17 protein-coding genes are annotated in these 19,725 nt (G+C 71.7%); 8 read left to right on the top strand and 9 right to left on the bottom strand.

Features of this window, described 5'->3' with window-relative positions:
• Positions 1-105 precede the first annotated feature (105 nt).
• A complete protein-coding gene (locus ACFZAM_RS35745; RefSeq protein WP_355345895.1) occupies positions 106-519 on the bottom strand; it encodes a nitroreductase family deazaflavin-dependent oxidoreductase in 414 nt (137 codons plus the stop codon).
• A 465-nt stretch (positions 520-984) separates the two neighbouring features.
• On the opposite strand from ACFZAM_RS35745, the gene ACFZAM_RS35740 reads away from it, so the two are divergent.
• The gene (locus ACFZAM_RS35740) at positions 985-1,557 is read left to right on the top strand and encodes a GNAT family N-acetyltransferase (RefSeq protein ID WP_391052393.1); all 573 of its coding nucleotides are present in this window, start codon (positions 985-987) and stop codon (positions 1,555-1,557) included.
• Between the two features lie 226 nt (positions 1,558-1,783).
• Here ACFZAM_RS35740 and ACFZAM_RS35735 read toward each other — a convergent pair whose 3' ends face one another.
• A complete protein-coding gene (locus ACFZAM_RS35735) occupies positions 1,784-2,731 on the bottom strand; it encodes an SDR family NAD(P)-dependent oxidoreductase (protein ID WP_391052390.1) in 948 nt (315 codons plus the stop codon).
• A gap of 162 nt (positions 2,732-2,893) precedes the next feature.
• On the opposite strand from ACFZAM_RS35735, the gene ACFZAM_RS35730 reads away from it, so the two are divergent.
• The 3 genes from ACFZAM_RS35730 to ACFZAM_RS35720 all read left to right on the top strand — a co-directional run bounded on the left by ACFZAM_RS35730 (position 2,894) and on the right by ACFZAM_RS35720 (position 5,050).
• On the top strand, positions 2,894-3,472 hold the full coding sequence (locus ACFZAM_RS35730) for a helix-turn-helix domain-containing protein (RefSeq protein WP_355345886.1): 579 nt from the start codon (positions 2,894-2,896) through the stop codon (positions 3,470-3,472).
• A 184-nt stretch (positions 3,473-3,656) separates the two neighbouring features.
• Entirely contained in the window at positions 3,657-4,559 is a 903-nt protein-coding gene (locus ACFZAM_RS35725; protein ID WP_391052386.1) for a SigB/SigF/SigG family RNA polymerase sigma factor, read from the top strand.
• 209 nt (positions 4,560-4,768) lie between these two features.
• Positions 4,769-5,050 (top strand): hypothetical protein, encoded by a 282-nt coding sequence (locus tag ACFZAM_RS35720; RefSeq protein WP_391052382.1) that lies wholly within the window; start codon positions 4,769-4,771, stop codon positions 5,048-5,050.
• A gap of 79 nt (positions 5,051-5,129) precedes the next feature.
• Here ACFZAM_RS35720 and ACFZAM_RS35715 read toward each other — a convergent pair whose 3' ends face one another.
• The 7 genes from ACFZAM_RS35715 to ACFZAM_RS35685 all read right to left on the bottom strand — a co-directional run bounded on the left by ACFZAM_RS35715 (position 5,130) and on the right by ACFZAM_RS35685 (position 15,018).
• Positions 5,130-6,929: a beta-xylosidase gene (locus ACFZAM_RS35715; protein ID WP_391052380.1), complete on the bottom strand. Its 1,800-nt coding sequence runs from the start codon at positions 6,927-6,929 to the stop codon at positions 5,130-5,132.
• Entirely contained in the window at positions 6,926-8,992 is a 2,067-nt protein-coding gene (locus tag ACFZAM_RS35710; RefSeq protein WP_391052377.1) for a TIM-barrel domain-containing protein, read from the bottom strand. Before ACFZAM_RS35710 ends, ACFZAM_RS35715 begins: the two co-directional genes overlap by 4 nt.
• A gap of 103 nt (positions 8,993-9,095) precedes the next feature.
• Positions 9,096-9,857 carry an ABC transporter permease subunit gene (locus ACFZAM_RS35705; protein WP_391052400.1) on the bottom strand — a complete coding sequence of 254 codons (762 nt, stop codon included), beginning with the start codon at positions 9,855-9,857 and terminating at the stop codon, positions 9,096-9,098.
• A 74-nt stretch (positions 9,858-9,931) separates the two neighbouring features.
• Complete coding sequence (locus ACFZAM_RS35700; RefSeq protein ID WP_391052374.1) at positions 9,932-10,903, bottom strand: ABC transporter permease subunit; 972 nt, start codon at positions 10,901-10,903, stop codon at positions 9,932-9,934.
• 13 nt (positions 10,904-10,916) lie between these two features.
• Positions 10,917-12,173: an extracellular solute-binding protein gene (locus tag ACFZAM_RS35695; RefSeq protein ID WP_391052371.1), complete on the bottom strand. Its 1,257-nt coding sequence runs from the start codon at positions 12,171-12,173 to the stop codon at positions 10,917-10,919.
• 215 nt (positions 12,174-12,388) lie between these two features.
• Positions 12,389-13,396, bottom strand: a complete 1,008-nt coding sequence (locus ACFZAM_RS35690) for a substrate-binding domain-containing protein (RefSeq protein ID WP_391052369.1) — start codon at positions 13,394-13,396, stop codon at positions 12,389-12,391.
• Between the two features lie 146 nt (positions 13,397-13,542).
• Positions 13,543-15,018, bottom strand: a complete 1,476-nt coding sequence (locus ACFZAM_RS35685) for an MFS transporter (RefSeq protein ID WP_391052366.1) — start codon at positions 15,016-15,018, stop codon at positions 13,543-13,545.
• A gap of 495 nt (positions 15,019-15,513) precedes the next feature.
• Here ACFZAM_RS35685 and ACFZAM_RS35680 point away from each other — a divergent pair, with 495 nt between their 5' ends.
• The 4 genes from ACFZAM_RS35680 to ACFZAM_RS35665 all read left to right on the top strand — a co-directional run bounded on the left by ACFZAM_RS35680 (position 15,514) and on the right by ACFZAM_RS35665 (position 19,661).
• Positions 15,514-16,248: a DUF1275 family protein gene (locus ACFZAM_RS35680; RefSeq protein ID WP_391052363.1), complete on the top strand. Its 735-nt coding sequence runs from the start codon at positions 15,514-15,516 to the stop codon at positions 16,246-16,248.
• A gap of 148 nt (positions 16,249-16,396) precedes the next feature.
• Positions 16,397-16,726 carry a YciI family protein gene (locus ACFZAM_RS35675; RefSeq protein WP_391052361.1) on the top strand — a complete coding sequence of 110 codons (330 nt, stop codon included), beginning with the start codon at positions 16,397-16,399 and terminating at the stop codon, positions 16,724-16,726.
• 42 nt (positions 16,727-16,768) lie between these two features.
• Positions 16,769-18,166: a sigma-70 family RNA polymerase sigma factor gene (locus tag ACFZAM_RS35670; RefSeq protein WP_391052360.1), complete on the top strand. Its 1,398-nt coding sequence runs from the start codon at positions 16,769-16,771 to the stop codon at positions 18,164-18,166.
• Positions 18,167-18,407: 241 nt separating this feature from the next.
• Complete coding sequence (locus tag ACFZAM_RS35665; protein ID WP_355345853.1) at positions 18,408-19,661, top strand: glycoside hydrolase family 3 N-terminal domain-containing protein; 1,254 nt, start codon at positions 18,408-18,410, stop codon at positions 19,659-19,661.
• The last annotated feature ends 64 nt before the right edge of the window (positions 19,662-19,725 follow it).

Genomic DNA, 19,725 nt, shown 5'->3' with positions numbered 1-19,725 from the left:
GCAGACTTCCTCCACACCTACAACCACCACCGCACCCACACCGCACTCGGCGGCCAGCCACCCATCACCCGCGTCAACAACCCTCCAGGTCAATAGACCTAGGGCTTAACGGCGGCTGAGCGCGATCACCGGGATGACCCGGCTGGTCTTCTTCTGGTAGTCGGCGAAGCCGGGGAAGCGGGACGCCTGCTCGGCGTACTTCTCGTCGCGCTCGGCGCCCTTGAGCTCCTCGGCGTGCACGGGGATGGTCTCGTCGCCGATCTCGATGTCGATGTCGGGGTGCGCGAGGAGGTTGAGGTACCAGGCGGGGTGGGTGTCGGCGCCGCCCTTCGAGGCGAACACCAGATAGCGGTCCCCGTCGGCCATGTACATCAGCGGGTTGACGCGCTCGATGCCGGTACGGGCGCCGCGGGTGTGCAGCAGCACCATCGGCGCGCCCTCGAAGGGGCCGCCGACCTTCCCGTGGTTGGCCCGGAACTCGGCCGTGATCCGGGCATTGAAGTCGTCGCCGTCGCTCATTCACCGCTCCTGACAGATGTGGTCAATACGGGTCCCACCGGTCACCTTAACCAAGCGGCCGGCCCGTTCTCCGTATCCGCGAACGCGAGCCCCTGGCCCGGCATTCCCCCGAACGGGCGTGCGTCGCGCGGGCCTCGGACGGCGGTGCGGCCGTTCTGCGGGAAATCGTCCGGATCGCACTGGACCACGCGTCACACCGGTCACCCGCACCGCGTACGACGCAGGGGCACGCGCAGGCGGGCGTGCGCGGAACAGGTGCATCGTTTTCCCGCCAGATCCGGCGAGCCGCCCGGCCGACGTGCGCCGGGGCCGGCCGGGCCGCCCGCGTGCCGGGGGCGCAAGCACACGGCCCACCGGGCGATGGCCAATACAGCGGATCTGCCCAGGTGACGCGGAAAGTGGAATGACGCTTTACGGACGGCTGTCCGGAGCCGGACAGGGCACACGGAGGAGAGACCGCGCGTGATGACCAACAGCCGCTCCGCCGCACCCGTTCCGCTGCGCAGCGGGGCACGGTTGGCGCTGGCACTGGCGAGGGAAGAGATGATGCAGGACTACCACCGGTGGGAGACCGATCCGGCGACCGTCGTCGGATTCGGGGCCCGCTGGCCGGTGTCCTGGGAAGTCTTCCAGGCTCGTTTCCACAGTGGCCATACCTCCACCCACTACCAACTCTTCGAAGTGATCACCACGGACAGTGGCATTCCGGTCGGGACCACCGCGCTGAGCGTCGACCAGTCGGCCAACAGCGCCGAGTACACCCTTGTCATCGCCCCGGAGCACCGCGGCCTGGGCTACGCCGCCGAGGCCACCGCGCTCACCCTCGACTGGGCTTTCACCATCGCGTCGCTGAGCGCGGTGTGGCTGGAGGTACTCGCTCCGCACACCGCCGCGGTGCACGCCTACCTCAAGGCCGGTTTCCGTGACGCCGGGCGGCTGCGCAGCGCCGCGCTGTGGCAGGGCAGGCGCGTCGACAAACTCCTGCTGGACTGCGTCCCCGGCGACCTGCCGGGGACCGAGCCGGACGAGAGGAGGTGATCCACGATGTCATGCTCCGACGTGAACTGCCGTAAAGGCGGGTGCACCACTGACCCCGACCGCACCGGGCGCGAAGGCGGTCAGAAGCGCGGGTGAGCGGCCATCGGCCGGGCGCCGCGGTGCGTGACGTACCGCGGCGCCACCGTATATACGGAAGCCTCCGTGCGTTCCCGGAGACGTCCCCGCCGATGCCACCGGAGATGTCCCCGCCGTTGTCCCCGCCGCGCTATCCCGCGGCCAGGGTCGCCACGGACACCTCCCACAGCCGCCGCGCCGCCTCCGGGTCGAGGGCGTAGGCCGCGACGCCGTCGGGGGCGCCGGGCCGGTTCTCCGCCGCCTCGTCGCAGTCCTCGAAGTACCGGCCGCCGACGCCGTCGAGCAGCGGAGAGGCCGCGACCAGCACCGAGGTCGCCGCGCCCTGCTCCGGGGTCTTCCACCGCGGGAGGTCGGGGCCGCGCTCGGCGCGCAGCCGGTTCAGCTCCTCGTCGGACACATAGCGCTGGAGCTTGGTCCTGATCCCGCCCGGCATCAGCGCGTTGACGGTGATGCCGTCACTCGCCCAGCGCTTGGTGGCCTCGACGGCGAACAGCACGTTGGCGGTCTTGGACTGGCCGTACGCGGACCAGGGCTCGTACGGCCGCTCGCGGAAGTGGATGTCGTCGAAGACGACGGGCGAGCGCAGATGGGCGCTGGAGCTGACCGCGACCACGCGGGCGCCGCCCGCCGCGGCGAGCGCCGGGCGCAGGCCGGTGGCCAGGGCGAAGTGGCCGAGGTGGTTGGTGGCGAACTGCATCTCCCAGCCCTGCGGGGTGCGCATCTCGGGCGAGGCCATGATTCCGGCGTTGTTGACCAGCATGTGCAGCGGCCCCTGCCAGTCCGCGACGAAGGCGGCGACGGACGCCTGGTCGGCCAGGTCGAGCGGAGCGACCCGCACCTGCTCGTTCCCCGTGGTCCTCGTGATGTCCTCGGCGGTCCGCCGGCCTGCCTCGGCGTCCCGTACGGCCAGCGTCACCTCGGCCCCGGCGGCGGCCAGGGCGCGGGCGGTCTCGACACCGATACCGGACGCGCCACCGGTCACGACGGCGCGGCGGCCGGTCAGATCGATGCCCGCCAGCACGTCGGCGGCGGTGGACTCCCTGGTGAAGGGGGTGGTGATGAGGGGGTTTGACGTCATGATCCGTGCGTCTCCTCGGTAGCGCGGAGGGCATGGCACTGCCGGTACGATAAAAACCGGAGGAACCTCCGCTCAGATCCACCGTAAGTGGAGGAACCTCCGCTTGCAAATTCGCCGGGCCCCCGTACCCCGACGATCCGCGTCCCACCGAGGAGAGACACCGTGCCGGGCACCTCACCCCGCCCCCTGCGCGCCGACGCGCAGCGCAATCGCGACCGGCTGCTGGCCGCCGCCGTGCGCGCGTTCGCCCACGACGGGCCCGAGGTGACGCTCGAGGCCATCGCCAAGGACGCGGGGGTCGGCATCGGCACGCTCTACCGGAACTTCCCGACCCGAGAGGCGCTGGTCGAGGCCGCGTACCGCAACGAGCTGACCCGGCTGTGCGACGCCGCGCCCCGGCTGCTCACCGCCGCTCCCCCCGACGTGGCGGCGCGCGCCTGGATGGACCACTTCATCGACTACATGACGACCAAGCGCGGCATGGCCGACGCGCTGCGCGCCGTGATCGCGTCCGGCGGCGACCCCTTCGCGCACAGCCGTGAGGCGCTGCTCGGCGCGGTCGGCACCCTGCTGCGGGCGGGCGCGGAGGCCGGGACGCTGCGGGCGGACGCCGACCCCGAAGACGTGCTCGTCGGGCTCGGCGGGGTGGCGCTGTCGGCGGCCGGTCCGGAGCGCAGGGCGCAGGCGGGACGTCTGCTGGACCTGCTCATGGACGGATTGCGCTACCGTGCGGGGCAGTAGTCGCGGCGCGCGGCCGGAGACGGGACGCGCGACGGGACCCGGCAGAACACGGACGAGGACGCGAAACAGGCCGCCGCTCGGACCCGTTCGGGGCCCGGAAAAATTGCTCGAAAAAAAGTTGGCATAGGACGTTCGACAGCGGGCAAGCGGCTTGTGGACAGTCTTACCGAGGCGAGGCGATGACGTGACCACACAGGTTCAGCAGTCGGACAGCGCGTACGAAACGGCGACGCTTGAGGCATCACCGCGATCCGAGGGCGGCTTGATTGGTGAACTTCCGCGGATCGACGACGCCACGGCGGTAGCCCCCAAGGACGCGCGGGCGCTGTCGAAGCTCTTCTTCGACCGGCTCCAGGCCGTCGAGGAGGGCACCCGTGAATACCAGTACGCCCGCAACACGCTGATCGAGATGAACCTCTCGTTGGTGCACTTCGCCGCCGGGCGCTACCGCAACCGGCCGGCCACCGACATGGAGGAGATCGTCCAGGTCGGCACGATCGGCCTGATCAAGGCCATCGACCGGTTCGACCTGTCGCGGGAGAACGAGTTCACCACCTTCGCCATCCCGTACATCGTCGGCGAGATGAAGCGGTTCTTCCGCGACACCTCCTGGGCCGTCCACGTGCCGCGCCGCCTCCAGGAGCTGCGCGTCGAGCTGAGCAAGGCCAAGGAAGCGCTCGCGCTGGTGCTGGACCGCGACCCGACGGTGGCCGAGCTGGCCGCGCACCTTGACCTGACCGAGGAAGAGGTCATCGAGGGCCTGGTCGCCGCCAACGGCTACACCGCGGGCTCGCTGGACACGCCGTACAACGACGGTGAGAGCGGCGGTGACGGCGAGGGCCGCACGCTGGCCGACACCTTCGGCGAGTGCGACTACGCGATGGATCTCATCGAGAACTTCCAGAGCCTGGCCCCGCTGATCGCCAAGCTCCCCGAGCGCGACCGGCAGATCCTCCAGATGCGCTTCGGCGAGGAGATGACGCAGGCGCAGATCGGCGAGGAGCTGGGCTACTCGCAGATGCACGTGTCGCGGCTGCTGAGCCGCACCATCGCCGGCCTGCGCGCGGGCCTGATGACGCAGAAGTAGGCAGCCGGAAGCAGGCAGCGAGCACGACGAACGGCTGAGGGGCCTCCCGGACCGGGAGGCCCCTCAGCCGTTCACGCCTGCCCGTACCGCTCCCCCGTCGATTGCGCGACACGTGAAGTGTGTGACGGACAGTGAACGGGGAATGCGAGGGGTAGTTGACGATTGCGGGATGAGGGATCCGGATGACGGATGACGAAGGGGTGCGGTCCATGACCATTGCCAGTGACAGCCAGTCGGTGTCGGACGAACTGCGCGACCGGGCGGGCGCGTTCGTGAACAGCCATGTCGACATGTGGGTGACGGTGGAGGACGACGGGGTGCTGATCCTCGCCGGTGGCGACGCCGCCGAGCTCTTCCAGGCCGCCACGGACTGGCTGCGCGAGGGGCCCGCCTACACGGTCGCCTCGGTCGGCTGGGCGCGCCAGGAGACGGAGCCCGCTTACGCGTTGCGACTGGTCCTTCGGCAGCCGGTGGGCGGCGAGGCCGTGTGACCGGTGCCCGTCCGCGGCCCCGTGGCCGGAAGGCCGGGGGTCGCGGACGGGCCGGTGTGCGTCGCGGAGGCGTTCGGGACTACGAGACGTCCGCGCGGTCGACGGCGATGTTGTTCCCGGTGCTGTGCGCGTTGCGCGCGCCGGTGTTGGTGATGGTCAGGGTGTGGCTGCCGGACGGGAGCGCGGGGCTGGTCCACACGGTGCCCGAGGCGTTGCGGGCGGCCGCGTAGTTGTCGACGGTGACGGGTGAACCGCCGTCGACCGAGAGCGACATGATGCCCTGGTCGGTGTCGCGGACGGCGTGCAGGGCGACGGTGCTCCCGTGGAAGTGGAAGGTCGCCGAGGCGCCCGCGGTGAACGTCCAGTTGGCGGTCTGCTGGTACATGTCGGTGATGCCGTTGGCGACGCCCCAGTTGGCGCCGTACTGGAAGTAGTTGGCGTCACCGGAGTTGGTGGCGGTGCCGTCCACGACGGTCGTCACCGGGTCGACGGGCCCGGTGGAGCCGTTGCCCGCGGTCAGGGTGACCGTGTAGGCGTCGGTGCCGCTGGTGAGGGTGACGGGGACGCGCAGGGTGTTGCCGTCTGGGGTGAGGTCGGAGTCCAGGACGGTGGCGGGCGCGCCGAGCGGGGACTGGTCGGGGATGCGCTGGATCTTGGCGTGCACCTTGCCGTTGCCGCCGCGCAGCCAGGAGGCGGCGGACAGATTCTGGAAGGTGACCGTGGTGGTGCCGCCCTGGCCCGAGTTGTTGCCGATCAGCGCGAGGACCTGGTGGGCGGTGGTGTCCGCGCCCGCGGCGACGGCGATACCGCCGCTGCCCGTGGTGCCCAGCAGATGGCCGCCGATCCGCGCGTACGCCTGGTAGACCCACCACTGGCCGGTCGGCTGGCCGCCGACGAGCAGGGAGTCGAGCGTCCCGGCCCCGCAGCAGTCGGTCCAGATCGCGTGCGCGGCGGACGCGACGCCCGAGGCGGAGAGCCGGTCGAGGAACCAGGCGGTGTACGCGGCGTTCTGCTGCTGCGAGAACAGGTACTCGTTGATGGTCAGCGGGAGCGGGGCGATGCCGTGCGCGGACAGCAGGGCGCGGGCGTCGGCGGCGTCGGCCGCGGGGTCGTTGCCGAAGTGCCAGTTGACGACGGTCGGCAGGGTGTTGTCGGCCTTGGTACGGCCGAGGAAGTCGTCGAGCCAGCCGTGGTTGTAGCCGCTGTAGGAGGGGCCGACGATCTGCGCGGAGGGCACCAGGCGGCGGATCTCGCGCACCGCCGTGTCCCACATCTGGTAGTACTGCGCGCTGTTGACACCGCGCTGCCAGAAGCCGGTGCCGTCCGGCTCGTTCCAGATGTCGTAGCTGACGGGCACCCCGGACGCCTGGACGTCGGCGACGAGCCGGTCGATGAAGGCCGCCCAGTTGGAGCAGTCGCCGTTGTCGCAGGGGTAGACGGTGTTCGACGGCTGGGTGGTGTCGGCGCCCCAGACGTCGGAGACCAGCAGGTGGTAGGTGGCGCGGTAGGGCGCGGCGGTGACGCGGCGGGCCTGGGACAGCGCGGAGTCGACGCGTATCCGGTAGCCGGAGCCCGCGGTGTAGCCGTCGCCCAGCCAGCCGCCGCCCGCGATCCGGGCGCCGCCGCCGCGGAAGAGGGTGGGCTTGAGGGGTTGGAGCAGGCTGTCGGCGGGCCCCGAGCCGTCCTGGCTGAGGCCGTAGAGGAAGCCGGAGCCGGCCTGGTTGGGCACCGCGCCCTGGTTGCCGAGGTCGACGGAGACGGTGGTGTCGGCCGCGGCGGCCGGGGACGGGCCGAGGGTGGCGCAGGCCAGGACGGCGGCGCCCAGCGCCGCCGCCAGTGCGGTGGCGCGCCACCGGGGTCGTGCCGTGGACGGGTTCATCTGTCCTCCTTGACAGGTGGGGTGGGGGGTACGTCAGCAGGTGGGCCGAGCGGGTCGGCGCGGTCGCGCACGAACAGCGGTACGGCGTCGAGCGGGGCGGGGACGGTGACCCACCGGCCGCCCGCGTACCGCGTCGGTGTCGGCGTTGTGGGGTGGTCCGGGGCCCCGGCGCCTTCGAGGTGCGTCCAGTCGGCGCCCGCGGGGAGGTAGACGCGGCGCTCACGGGCGCCGGGGCGTGTGACCGGGGCCACCAACAGGTCGTGTCCGCACAGGAATTGGTCGTCCACCGACCAGGCGGTGGCGTCGTCGGGGAATGCGAGCAGCAGCGGGCGGAGCAGCGGCAGCCCGTCCTCGCGCCCCGCGTCCAACTGGGCGTGCAGGTAGGGGCGCAGCCGCTCGCGCAGGGCCAGCGCGCCGGTCATCGCGCGCTCGGCGACCGCGCCGTAGGACCAGATCTCGTTGGGCCCGCCGCCGGTGCCGATCGGGCCGTGGAAGACGCGCGGCTCGCGGTGACCGTGCAGCCGCAACAGCGGGCAGAACACGGCGAATTGGAACCAGCGGACCATCAGCTCGCGGTAGTCCTCGTCGTCCGGGTCGCCGCCGTGGAAGCCGCCGATGTCGGTGGTCCACCACGGGATGCCGCTCATGGCGACGTTGAGCCCGGCCCTGATGGAGTCGGCGAGCGCGTCGAAGGTCGCGGGGATGTCGCCGGACCAGAGCGCGACGCCGTACCGCTGCGAGCCCGCCCACGCGGATCTGACCAGCGACAGGATCTCCGTCTCGCCCTGCTCGGCGAGGTGTTCGTACACACCGCGGGCGTGTTCGCGCGGGTAGAGGTTGGCGACCTCGCTGCCGGGGCCCGCCGCGTAGCTGAGATTGTGCGGGTGTCCGGGGCGCATCTCCGGTTCGCAGGCGTCCAGCCAGAAGGCGCGGACGCCGAGCTTGTAGTAGTGCTCCTGGAGCCGGTCCCACAGGGCGGCGCGGGCGGCGGGGTCGGTGGCGTCGTAGAAGGCGACGCCGATGCCCTCGGCCGCGTCCTCGGTGTCCGGCCAGTCGCCGTGCGAGGTCACGCCGTTGTACGTGGCGACGAGCTGGCCCGCGTCCCGAAGCGCCGCGTAGCCGGTGGACAGCGGGCTGACCGACGGCCAGACGGAGACGGCCAACTCAACGCCGAGCGCGCGCAGTTCCTCGACCATGGCGCGCGGGTCCGGCCAGTCGCGGCGGTCGAAGTCCCAGTCGCCGAGATTGCGCCAGTGCAGGTAGTCGACGACGATCACCGACAGCGGCAGGCCGCGGCGGGCGTATTCGCGGGCGACGGCGAGGAGTTCGTCCTGGTCGCGGTAGCGGAGCTTGCTCTGCCACAGTCCGGAGGCCCAGCGCGGGAAGGCGGGGGCGTGTCCGGTGGCGGCGGCGTAGTGGCCGAGGACGTCGGCGGGGGTGCGGCCCGCGGTGAGCCAGTAGTCGAGCTGCTGGGCGCGGTCGGCGACCCAGCGGGTGCCGTTGGCGGCGAATTCCACCCGGCCGACCGCCGGGCTGTTCCACAGGAAGCCGTAGCCTCGGCTGGACACGGCGAAGGGGACGGTCACCTCGCCGTTGCGCTGCTGGAGTTCGAGGACCGTGCCCTTCTGGTCGAAGCGGCCGTGGCCGTGCTGGCCGAGGCCGTGGATCCGTTCGTCGTCGTACGCGGCGAAGCGCTGCTCGATCCGGTACTTGCCGCCGCCCGCCGACTCGAAGTGCCGTGCTCCCGGCCACCAGAAGTGCGGCGGCTCCTCGCGCAGCAACTCCGCGCCGGTGTCGGCGCGTACGGCCGTGAGCAGTCCGTCGGAGGCGGCGACGGTGATCCGCAGCAGGCCGTTGGTCAAGGTGGCGTGCGTGTCGTGGACGTCGATCTCGCACGCGGAGGGTGCGGGCGCGGTCTCCAGCGCGCCGGGCAGGCCGTCGGTGACGCGGTGGACACCGGCCCGCACGCGGACGCTGTCGGGTCCCCACGGCTGGATCTCCAGCACGTGGTGGCCGTGACGCCACCGCAGGCGGTTCGGGGAGCGGGTGAACGCGGACGGCAAGGTCTCTCCTCGGTGGTCGGGGTCGCGGGCGGCCGGGGTCGCAGGGTCCGGTCGTGGTCGCGAGGCGGTGCGGGGCTGTTGGGCCGGGCGGGGCTGTTGGGGGTCAGTCCTTGACGGCGCCGCTGGTCACGCCCGCCGCCACGTAGCGCTGGGCGATGACGAGCAGCACCGCGGCCGGGAGCGAGGCGATGATCCCGGTGGCCATCACGCTGTTCCAGTCGCTGAGATGGGCGCCGATGAAGCGGTAGATGCCGACGGTGACGGGCGCCCGGTCGTCCTGGGTGGTGAGGGTGACGGCGAACAGGAAGTCGGCCCACGCGAAGAGGAAGGAGAACAGGCTCGCGGTGACCACGGCGTTCCTGCTGACCGGCAGGATCACCGACAGCAGGGTGCGCAGCCGTGACGCGCCGTCGAGTTCCGCCGCCTCGCTCAGTTCCGCGGGCACACCGCGCATGGCGGTGCTCAGGATGAGTGCCGCGAAGGGCACGCACAGTGTGGAGTCGGCCAGGATCAGCGCCAGCGGCGAATTCAGCAACTGGAGCTTGTTGGCCATCGTGTAGAGCGAGTTGGCCATCACCACGCCGGGGATCATCTGCGCCACCAGGAAGGCGAAGGTGAGCATCCGGCCGCCGGGCGCCCGCAGTTGGGCCAGACCGTACGCGGCGGGCACCGCGATCAGCAGCACCACCAGGACGGTCCCGGCCGACACCCCGAGGCTGACCAGGAGGTGGCCGCCCTGGCTGGACAGCGCCCTGCGGTAGCCCTGGAGCGTGCCGTGCAGCGGGAACCAGGTCGGGGAGCTCTTCACCAGATCGGTCGAGGGCAGCAGCGACGCGTTGAGCATCCAGTACAGCGGGAAGAGCATCACCGCGAGGATCAGCAGCGCGATCACGGTGTTCAGCGGGCGGGTGAACCGGCGCGCGCCGGTGGCGGGGGCGCTCACCGTCCCGCCCGCCGCTGCTCACGGGTGCTGCGCAGATAGACCGCGGCGAAGACCACCGCGACCACGATGAGCAGGTTGCCCACCGCCGCGCCCCGCCCGAACAGCAGTTGCTGGAAGGAGAGGTTGTACGCGTAGGTGGTCAGCGTCTGCGAGGACCCGGCGGGGCCGCCCTGGGTGAGGATCATGATCACGTCGAAGACCTTGATGGTGTAGATCAGCCCCAGCGTCAGCACCACGGCCGTGACCGGCCGCAGCAGCGGGAGCGTGATGTGCCGGAAGCGGCGCCAGGCGTTCGCGCCGTCCAGCGACGCGGCCTCGTACAGCTCCCCCGGAATGCTCTGGAGTCCGCCGTAGAGGATCACCATGTTGAAGGGGATGCCGACCCAGATGTTGACCAGCGTCACGGCGATCAGCGAGTCGTGGGTGCTGGCGAGCCACGGGATCGGATGGCCCGTCAGACCCAGGCTCAGCAGTGCGTGGTTGAGCACGCCCGAGTCGGTGTCGAGGATCCAGCGCCAGGCGGTGCCCGAGACCACCAGCGGGAGCAGCCAGGGGATCAGCAGCAGTGAGCGCAGCGGGCCGCCCAGCGGGAAGGACCGGTTGAAGAAGACCGCGAGGGCCAGGCCGATGGCGAACTGGAAGGCCAGCGAACCGGCCGTGAACAGCACGGTGTTGACGACGGTGCGGGAGAAGTGGCTGTCGTGGAGGACGGCCGTGTAGTTGTCCCAGCCGACGTACGGCGCGACGCCGGTGTAGAAGGAGGAGACGGTGTAGTTCTGGAAGCCCATCCGGACGTTGCCGGCCAGCGGGTACAGATAGAAGCCGAGGACGTAGAGCCAGGCGGGGGCGATGAAGGCGAAGGCCGCCCAGCGACCGGTGCGGCGCCGGGGGCGGCGGCCGTGGCCGTCCTGCCGGGCGGCGACGGGCTTCGCCCGTGCCACCGGGGCGTTGCGGACAGTGGTGGACATCGGTCGGCCCCGCCTAGTTCCGCGCGGAGCGCTGCGCCTGGGCGAGCGCGGACTGCGGGCTGGTGCCGCCCGCGAGCGCGGCCTGGATCGCGTCGGCGAGCGCCTGGCTGACCTTGGGGTAGTCGGTGCCCAGTTCCGTGGTCCTGGCCCGCGCGGTGCCGACCTCCGCCACGAAGGCCGCCAACTGCGGCTGACTGGTCGCCAGTTGCGCGGCGGCCTGCTGGTTGCTGGGGATGTAGCCCGCGTCCTTGGACCACTTCAGGCTCTCCTCCTGGCCGAGCAGGCACTTCACCACGGAGACGGCCTTGGCCTCGCGCGCCGCATTGCTGTGCCCGACCGTCCAGACCTCGCCGCCCAGCGGCACGACCGGCTTCGCGGAGGGATCGGGCACCGGTATGGGCACCACGCCGAAGTGCAGGTCCTTGGCCGCGTTGAGCGTGGGGAGCTGCCAGGGGCCGTTCACCATCATCGCCGCGTTCCCGGCGAGGAACTGGTCGTTGACGTCCGCCTGCGTCCAGGTGACCACCGATTTGGAGGCCGAGCCCGTACCGACCAGGTCCTTCCACAGCGTGAGCGCCTTGACGGCCTGCGGCGAGTCCAGCGCCTTAAGGCTGGCGCCCGCGGTCCAGAAGAAGGGCTCGAACTGGAAGCTGCCCTCCTCGGTGCCGACCGCGCTGAACGCGACGCCGTAGCGGGAGCCCTTGGTCAACTTCTTCGCCGCGGCGGTCAGTTCGTCCCAGGTCTTCGGCGGCGTGAGCCCCGCCCGGGTGAACAGGTCCTTGTTGTAGTAGAGCGCCAGGCCGTTGACGCCCGGCGCGATCCCGTACGTCTGGCCGTCGTACTGCCCCGCGGCGACGATCGACGGGTACAGGCCCTCGGTGGTCAGTCCGGCCTTCGACAGCGACACCAGGCCCCCGGTGGCGGCCAGTTGCTGGAGGTCGGGGTTGTCGATCAGCGCCAGGTCGGGGAGGGTGCGGGCCGATGCCTGCTGGAGCAGTTTCGGCATGAACTGGGCGCGCGGCACCTGCTGGTGCTTGATGTGCACGCCGGACTTGGCGGCGCACTCGTCGAGTATCCGCGGCAGTTGGGTGTTCTGTGGCGCCGCGTCGTAGTAGTCGATCTCCGTCAGCGTGTCGGAGCCGGAGCCCGAACTGCCGGAGCCGGTGCCGCAGGCGGCCAGCACGAGCACCCCGGCGGCGGCCAGCGCCGCCAGCGTGCCGGGTCGGGCGGCGGTGCGGGAGAGGCGGGGGAAGGGGAGGGAGCGGCTCATCGACGTGCCTTTCGAATTGATTCGACAGTGGCGCCGCGGGCACGGGACCGCCCACCGGTCCGTGCCGTGCGTGAGGGAGTGTGGGCAAGGAAACGCAGAGGGTGGTGCGGTGTGACACCGGGTTCGGTGCGGTGACACCGGGTCAGAGCGGTGACACCGGGTCAGAGCGGTGACGCCCGGTCAGAGCGGAGGCGGTAAGCGCCGGTGGACGCGCCTCAGCGGGCTGGACCCGTACTGCCGCGCACCTTCAGCGTCGGGGCGAGCAGCGTGCTCGCGGGCAGCTCCTCGCCCTTGATCCGCCGGGCCAGGCTGCGTACGGCCGCCCTGGCCAGTTCCTCGGCGGGCAGCGACACCGAGGTCAGCGGCGGGGTGCACCGCTCGGCCTCGTCGTCGGGACAGATCGCGATGACGGAGATGTCGCGCGGGACCGCGCACCCCATACCGGCGAGCCGGTCCATCACCAGCGGCAGCACCCGCTCGTTGTAGACGATCAGCGCGGTCAGTTCGGGCTCGCGGGTCAGCAGGTCGTCCAGCGCGCGGACCACCCCGCCGGGAGCGGGCTCGCACGCGGCCCAGACCGCGGTCCTGCCCCCGCTCTCCAGCGCGGCCAGCACCGACTCGCGGGCGTGCACCGCGTAGGCCACGTCACGGCCGAACGCCTCGGGCGCCTGCCCGAGGTAGCCGACCCGGGTGTGGCCCGACTCGTGCAGATGCTCCGCGCAGGCCCGCGCGGCCAGCGCGAAGTCGAAGTCGACGCGCGGCAGTCCGTGCGGGTCGTCCGGCGTGCCGACCAGCACCGCGGGGCACTTCAGCTCGGTGAGCAGCGGGATCCTGGGGTCCTGCCGCTGCACCTCCATCAGCATCACGCCGTCGACGAGCGCGCTGGCGACCGCGTCCCTGATGGCCGCCTCACCGTCGTCGTCGGTCAGCATCAGCACCTTGAGCCCGCTGTCCTGGGCCGCGGTGAGTGCGGCCCAGACGTACGGCATCTGCACCTGGTTGTGCGGGCCGTAGACCATCGGCAGGGCCATCGCGATCACACCGGTGCGGCGGGTGCGGATGGACCGCGCCCCGGCGTGCGGCCTGAACCCCAGCGTCTCGATGCTCAGTTCGACGCGCCTGATGGTCTCGGGCGAGATGGTCCGGTTGCCGCTCAGGACGTACGACACCGTGCTGCGCGAAACGCCCGCGTGCCGCGCCACATCCGCGATCGTCACCGTCATGACCGACTCCGAGTCCCTCGACTGTCGAACTGATTCGATTCGTTCGATTGGCGGTGAACGTAGCACCGGCTCCGGGCCCCGGACAAGACAGTGGACGCGACCGGAATCCGGCCGCGTCCACTCGGTTCGCCCCGCGGGGCCCGCCGCTAGGCGGAGGCGGACGCCGGTTCGGCGGACGACAGCGGGGTGGCGATGTCCTCGAGCGAGCGGCCCTCGGCCTTGACCGCGAGCACCGCCGCGACCAGGCCCGCCGCGCACATCAGGGACGCGCCGATCACGAAGGCCAGCACGGTGTCGTCCACGACACCGGACTTGGTGAGGTCGGCGAAGACCAGCGGCCCGCTGATGCCGCCGGCGGCCGTACCGATCGCGTAGAAGAAGGCGATGGCCATCGCGCGGGTCTCCATCGGGAAGATCTCCGAGACGGTCAGATACGCGCTGCTGGCACCGGCGGAGGCGAAGAACAGCACGACGCACCAGCACGCGGTCATCGTCGTGGCGTCCAGCGAGCCGCGGTGGAAGAGCCACGCCGTGCCGAACAGCAGGATGCCGGAGATCAGATACGTCGAGGAGATCATGATCCGGCGGCCGACGGTGTCGAAGAGCTTGCCGAGCAGCAGCGGGCCGAGGAAGTTGCCCGCCGCGATGACCGCGAAGTAGTAGCCGGTCTTGCCGGTCGAGACGCCGAAGAAGGTGGTGAGGATGGAGCCGAACCCGAAGGTGATGGCGTTGTAGAGGAACGCCTGGCCGATGAAGAGCGACAGGCCGAGCACCGCGCGCTTGGGGTACTTGTGGAAGACGGTCTTGGCGATCAGCCCGAATCCGATGCTCTTGCGCTGGTGGATGGTGATCGAGTTCTTGGCGCGCGGCAGCCGCTCGCCCTTCTCCTCCTCGATCTCCCGCTCGACCGTGCCGACCAGTTGGTCCGCCTCGTCGCCGTAGCCGTGGATGAACTGCCAGCGCGGGCTCTCCGGCACGTGCCGCCGTACCACCAGGATCACCAGACCGAGGACGACGCCGAGGGCGAAGGTGAGCCGCCAGCCGACGTCCTTGGGGAAGATGTCGGTGTTCAGCGCGACGATCGACAGCAGCGAGCCGCCGATGGCGCCGAGCCAGTAACTGCCGTTGATGATCAGGTCGACCCGGCCGCGGAATCGGGACGGGATCAGTTCGTCGATGGCCGAGTTGATCGCCGCGTACTCGCCGCCGATGCCGAAGCCGGTCAGGAAGCGGAAGGTGAAGAACCACCAGGGCTGGAAGGACAGCGCGGTCATCGCGGTCGCGGTGAGGTAGACCGCGAGGGTGACCATGAAGAGCTTCTTGCGGCCGAAGCGGTCGGTCAGCCAGCCGAAGAACAGCGCGCCCGCGCAGGAGCCCGCCACGTAGAGCGCGGCGGCGATGCCCGTGATCTGGGCGGCTGTGATCGACAGCCCGCTGCCCTGTTCGGAGATCCGCCCGGCGATGTTGCCGACGGTGGTCACCTCGAGGCCGTCGAGGATCCACACGGTGCCCAGGCCGATCACGATCATCCAGTGCCAGCGCGACCACGGCAGCCGGTCGAGGCGCGCGGGGACGTCGGTGGTGATCGTGCCGCCGGACGCGGCTTCCGGCGCTGACGCCATGGGTCCCTCCTTCATGAGCCGTACCGACGGCTCGACGTGAGCCGGTCCGACAGCCCGGTCCGAGCCGGGCCGACGGCCCGACCCTTGCGCGGCTGCCCCCTTGACGTGCCGTCATGCCGCGCCGCTGCTCGCGCGCTCCAGGATCGCCACGTCGCGGGCCAGTCTCACACCGGCGCGGGCCCGTACGGCGCCGACAGCCCGCGCGTCCCCCGTATGCCACGCGCGGCACGGCTGACGTGCCCGTTCGGGCGCGGGAGCGGGCGCCGGCACGGCTGTGGGCGGTCCGCTTTTCGGTACGGGCGCGGACCGATCTTCAGACCGGCGCGGCCCGGCTTTCGGACCGGCGCGGACCGACTTCATACGGGCGCGGATGCACGGCGTTCGTACGGGCAACGGCCCGCTTAGGGCGGAAGGTCCCGCGCGGCGGGGGGTCTGACGGGCTGCGGGGCGGGACCATGGGTCGCCCAGGGAACGCATGATCGGAGGACGGCCGCCGTGAACTCCACGCTCCGCGAGGCCCGCGACACGCTCGTACCCGACTTCGGCGGGCGGCACGGGCCGCTGCCGCCGCTGCTGCTCGGGCTCACCGTCGTGACCGGGCTGGTCGACGCCTTCAGCTATCTGGCGCTGGGCCGGGTCTTCGTCGCGAACATGACGGGCAACGTCGTCTTCATGGCCTTCTCGCTCGCCGGTTCCAGCGGCTTCTCGCTGACCGCCTCCGTCCTGTCGCTGCTCTCCTTCGCCGTGGGCGCGCTGGCCGCGGGGCGGCTGGCCAACCGTGTCGTGCGGCACCGGGCGCGGCTGCTGCTCGCGGTGACGGCCGGACAGGCACTGCTCGTCCTGGTCTGTTACGTGGTCGGCGAGCTGGTCGACCTGCCGGCCGCCGGGTGGAGCCGCTGGTGCCTGGTCGTGCTGCTGGGCTTCGCGATGGGCGGGCAGAACGCGGTGGTACGGCGGCTGGCCGTGCCCGACCTGACGACCACGGTGCTGACCCTGACCATCACCGGCGTGGCCTCGGACAGCCGCCTGGCGGGCGGCGAGACGAGCAAGGCGGGGCGCAGGCTGCTCTCGGCGGCGGCGATGTTCCTCGGGGCACTGGCCGGTGCCGCGCTGATCGGGCACGGGCACCAGGCGCTGCCGCTGCTCATCGCCGGTGCGGCGCTGGTCGCGGTGGCGGTGGCGCTGTTCCCGCACCGGCGCTCGGCGCTCGGCTGGACGGCGGCGGCGTGACGCGGACGCGGCTCGTGCCGAAGTTCTTTCCGCCCGGTGTAGTTTCCGGCGGTTCCCGATCGTCGTAGGGGTGGACGCACGGGAGGAAGAGGCCCGTGGCCGCCGGAGGCATCGCGACCTCCGGAGTGACCGGAGAAGGAGAAGGACCATGAAGTATCTGCTGCTCATCTGCGACGACGGATCGCTGGCCGACGCGCCCGAGGAGGAGATGGACGCGATGCCGTGGGTCGCCGAGACGACCCGCACCGGCACCCGGCTGCTGGGCAGCCGCATCCGTCCGGCGCAGGACGCGACCACCGTACGGTTCAAGGACGGCGCGCCGCTGATCACGGACGGGCCCTTCGCCGAGACGAAGGAGCAGATCTGCGGCTTCGACATCATCGACTGCGCCGATCTGGACGAGGCGATCGCGATCGCCGCGAAGCATCCGGTGGCGCGGTACGGGATGGTCGAGGTGCGGCCGTTCTGGACGGAGTGACGCAGACCGCGGGCTGACGAGGTGGCGGGGCGGAGTGAGGCGATGACGGGTCGGGACGCGGAGTCCTGGGCGGTGACCGGGGCGCACGGGGACTCCGGCCGCGGACAGGCGCGTCCCCCGTCGGGGCCGCGCCGCCCCGACCCCGTCAAGGAAGCCGTCGCCGCGGCCTGGTCCGAGGAGTGGGGCCGGGTCGTGGCCGCGGTGATCGGCATGACCGGCGACTGGGACCTCGCGGAGGAGTGCGCGCAGGACGCCTTCGCGCGGGCGCTGGAGCGCTGGCCGGTCGACGGCGTGCCGCGCAGGCCCGGTGCCTGGCTGACCACCGCCGCCCGCAACCGCGCCCTGGACCGGCTGCGCAGGGCGGCGAACGAGAAACGCAAGCTGCGGGAGGCGGCCGTGCTGACCCCGGTGGACGACGCCCTCCCGCCGTCCGGGAACGACGACGATCCCGTACCGGACGACCGGCTGCGGCTGATCTTCACCTGCTGCCACCCCGCGCTGCCGCTGCCGTCCCGCGTCGCGCTGACCCTGCGCACCCTGACCGGGCTGAGCACGGCGGAGATCGCGCGGGCCTTCCTGGTGCCCGAGGGCACGATGGGACAGCGGCTCACCCGCGCCAAGGGCAAGATCCGGCACGCGGGCATCCCCTTCCGCGTGCCGCCGCGCGACCTGCTCCCGGAGCGGACCTCCGCCGTACTCGCCGTGCTGTACCTGCTGTTCAACGCCGGTTACGCGCCCGGCGCCGACACGGCGGACAGCGCTGACCAGCGGCGCGTCACGGCCGAGGCGATCCGGCTGGCCCGGCTGCTGGCCGCGCTGCTGCCGTACGAGCCGGAGGCGCGCGGCCTGCTCGCGCTGATGCTGCTGCACGACGCGCGCGCCGCCGCCCGTACCGACGCGGCCGGTGACCTGGTGCCGCTCGACGAGCAGGACCGTACGGCCTGGGACCGGGACGAGATCGCCGAGGGGCTCGCCGTCGTGGAGGACGCCCTGCTCGCCCGCCGCCCGGGGCCGTACCAGGTCCAGGCCGCCATCGCCGCCTGTCACGCGAGCGCCGCCGAGGCCGCCGCCACCGACTGGCCGCAGATCGCGCTCCTCTACGGCGAACTGGCGCGCATGACGCCGGGCCCCGTGGTCGAGCTCAACCGCGCGGTCGCCGTCGCCATGGCCCGCGGGCCCGCCGCGGGCCTCGCCCTGGTCGACGCCCTCACCGCGAGCGGCCGACTCGACGGCTACCACCTGCTCCCCGCCACCCGCGCCGACCTGCTGCGCCGTCTCGGCCGCTCCGACGCCGCCGCCGACGCCTACCGGGAGGCCATCGCCCTCTCCCCCACCCCGCCGGAACGCCGCTTCCTCCTCCGCCGCCTGGCCGAGGTCGAATCCGGCACCGGAACGTCCGGCTCGACGCCTCCCACCGCCCCGGACCCGGCCGACGGCTGACGGCCGCTCCGACGCCTTCCCCTGGTAAGGGCCTTGCCGGGCGTGTCACACCCATCGCGGGGGTTTCTCCACGTCACATGAGACAACTGGCGCCTCAGGGGGAAGGGGATGAGTGCATACGTTCCGTTTCCGTGTGATCAAAAAGGTGTGAGGTCTTCCCGTGCGTCTGCCGACTGCTCCTGGTGCCGCCAGCCGAACGTCCCGCTCGCGACGGCGTGGGGTGGGGCTCGCGGTGGGGCTGATGGTCACTGTCGCGGCCTGTTCCAACGGGGGCGGGAGCGGTGACACGTCGGCCACGTCCGTGGCGCCCGGTACGACGTCGGCGTCGCCCAGCGCGGCGCCGACGACCACGGCCACGTCGGCCCGTCCGTCGGCGTCACCGTCGCCCAGCACGACGCACGCCACTCCCGTACCGCCGCCCGCGGCGAGCACGACCAAGGCGCAGGCGAGCTGCGTGGACCGAACGGCGGGCGCGATGTCGACCGCCCAGCGCGTCGGGCAGCTCTTCATGTCGGCCGTGACGTCCACCGGGATGACCGGCTCCGAGGCGTCGGCGATCACGCAGGGCAAGGTGGGCGCGGTCATTCTGATGGGCCACACCTCGGCGGGCACACAGGCGGTCAAGGGGGTCACCGACCGGGTGCGGACGCTCGCCACCTCCGTCAAGGGCTCGAATCTGCGGCTGCTGGTCTCCACCGACCAGGAGGGCGGCGAGGTCCAGGTGCTCAACGGCCCCGGCTTCTCCAGCATGCCGAACGCGGTCACGCAGGGTCAGTGGTCCGCGTCGCGGCTCCGGCAGGAGGCGGCGACGTGGGCGGGCCAGCTCAAGGCGGCCGGGGTGAACATGAACCTGGCACCGGTCGCGGACACGGTCCCGGCGGATCTGGTGGGCGTCAACGCGCCGATCGGCGAGCTGCACCGGGAGTACGGAAACGATCCCGCGACCGTCGCCACGCACAGCGACGCGTTTCTGCTCGGCATGCGGCAGTCCGGGGTCGTTCCCACGGCCAAGCACTTTCCCGGCCTCGGCCGGGTCCGCGGCAACACCGACCTGACGGCGGGCGTCACGGACACGGTGACCACCCGTAACGACTCCTACCTCCAGCCGTTCCGCAGCGCCATCCAGGCGGGCACGCCGTTCATCATGGTCTCGTCGGCGACCTATACGAAGATCGACCCCGACAACCAGGCGGTCTTCTCGCGCATCGTCCTGCACGACCTGCTGCGCACCCAGCTCGGCTTCAAGGGCGCGGTCATCTCCGACGACATCGGCGCGGCCGTCGCCGTCAGCGACCGTACCCCCGCGCAGCGCGCGCTGGACTTCTTCGCCGCGGGCGGCAACATGCTGCTGACGGTCCGGCCGAGCGACATCGCCCCGATGACCGCAGCCGTCATCGACCGGCTCCCGAAGGACGCGACGCTGCGCGCCGCGGTCGACGACAGCCTGCACCGCATCCTGACCGCCAAGGTCAACGCGGGCCTGCTGAGCTGCTGAGGCGCTACGCGTGACGGTGCTGCTAAAGCGCTACGGTGCTCCGGGCGCGAACCGGCACTTCACC

Origin of the sequence: Streptomyces sp. NPDC008079, from assembly GCF_042957385.1 — a bacterium.
Lineage (GTDB): Bacteria > Actinomycetota > Actinomycetes > Streptomycetales > Streptomycetaceae > Actinacidiphila.
The sequence above is the reverse complement of the archived record's forward strand: the minus strand, read 5'-3'. Positions and strand labels throughout refer to the sequence as shown.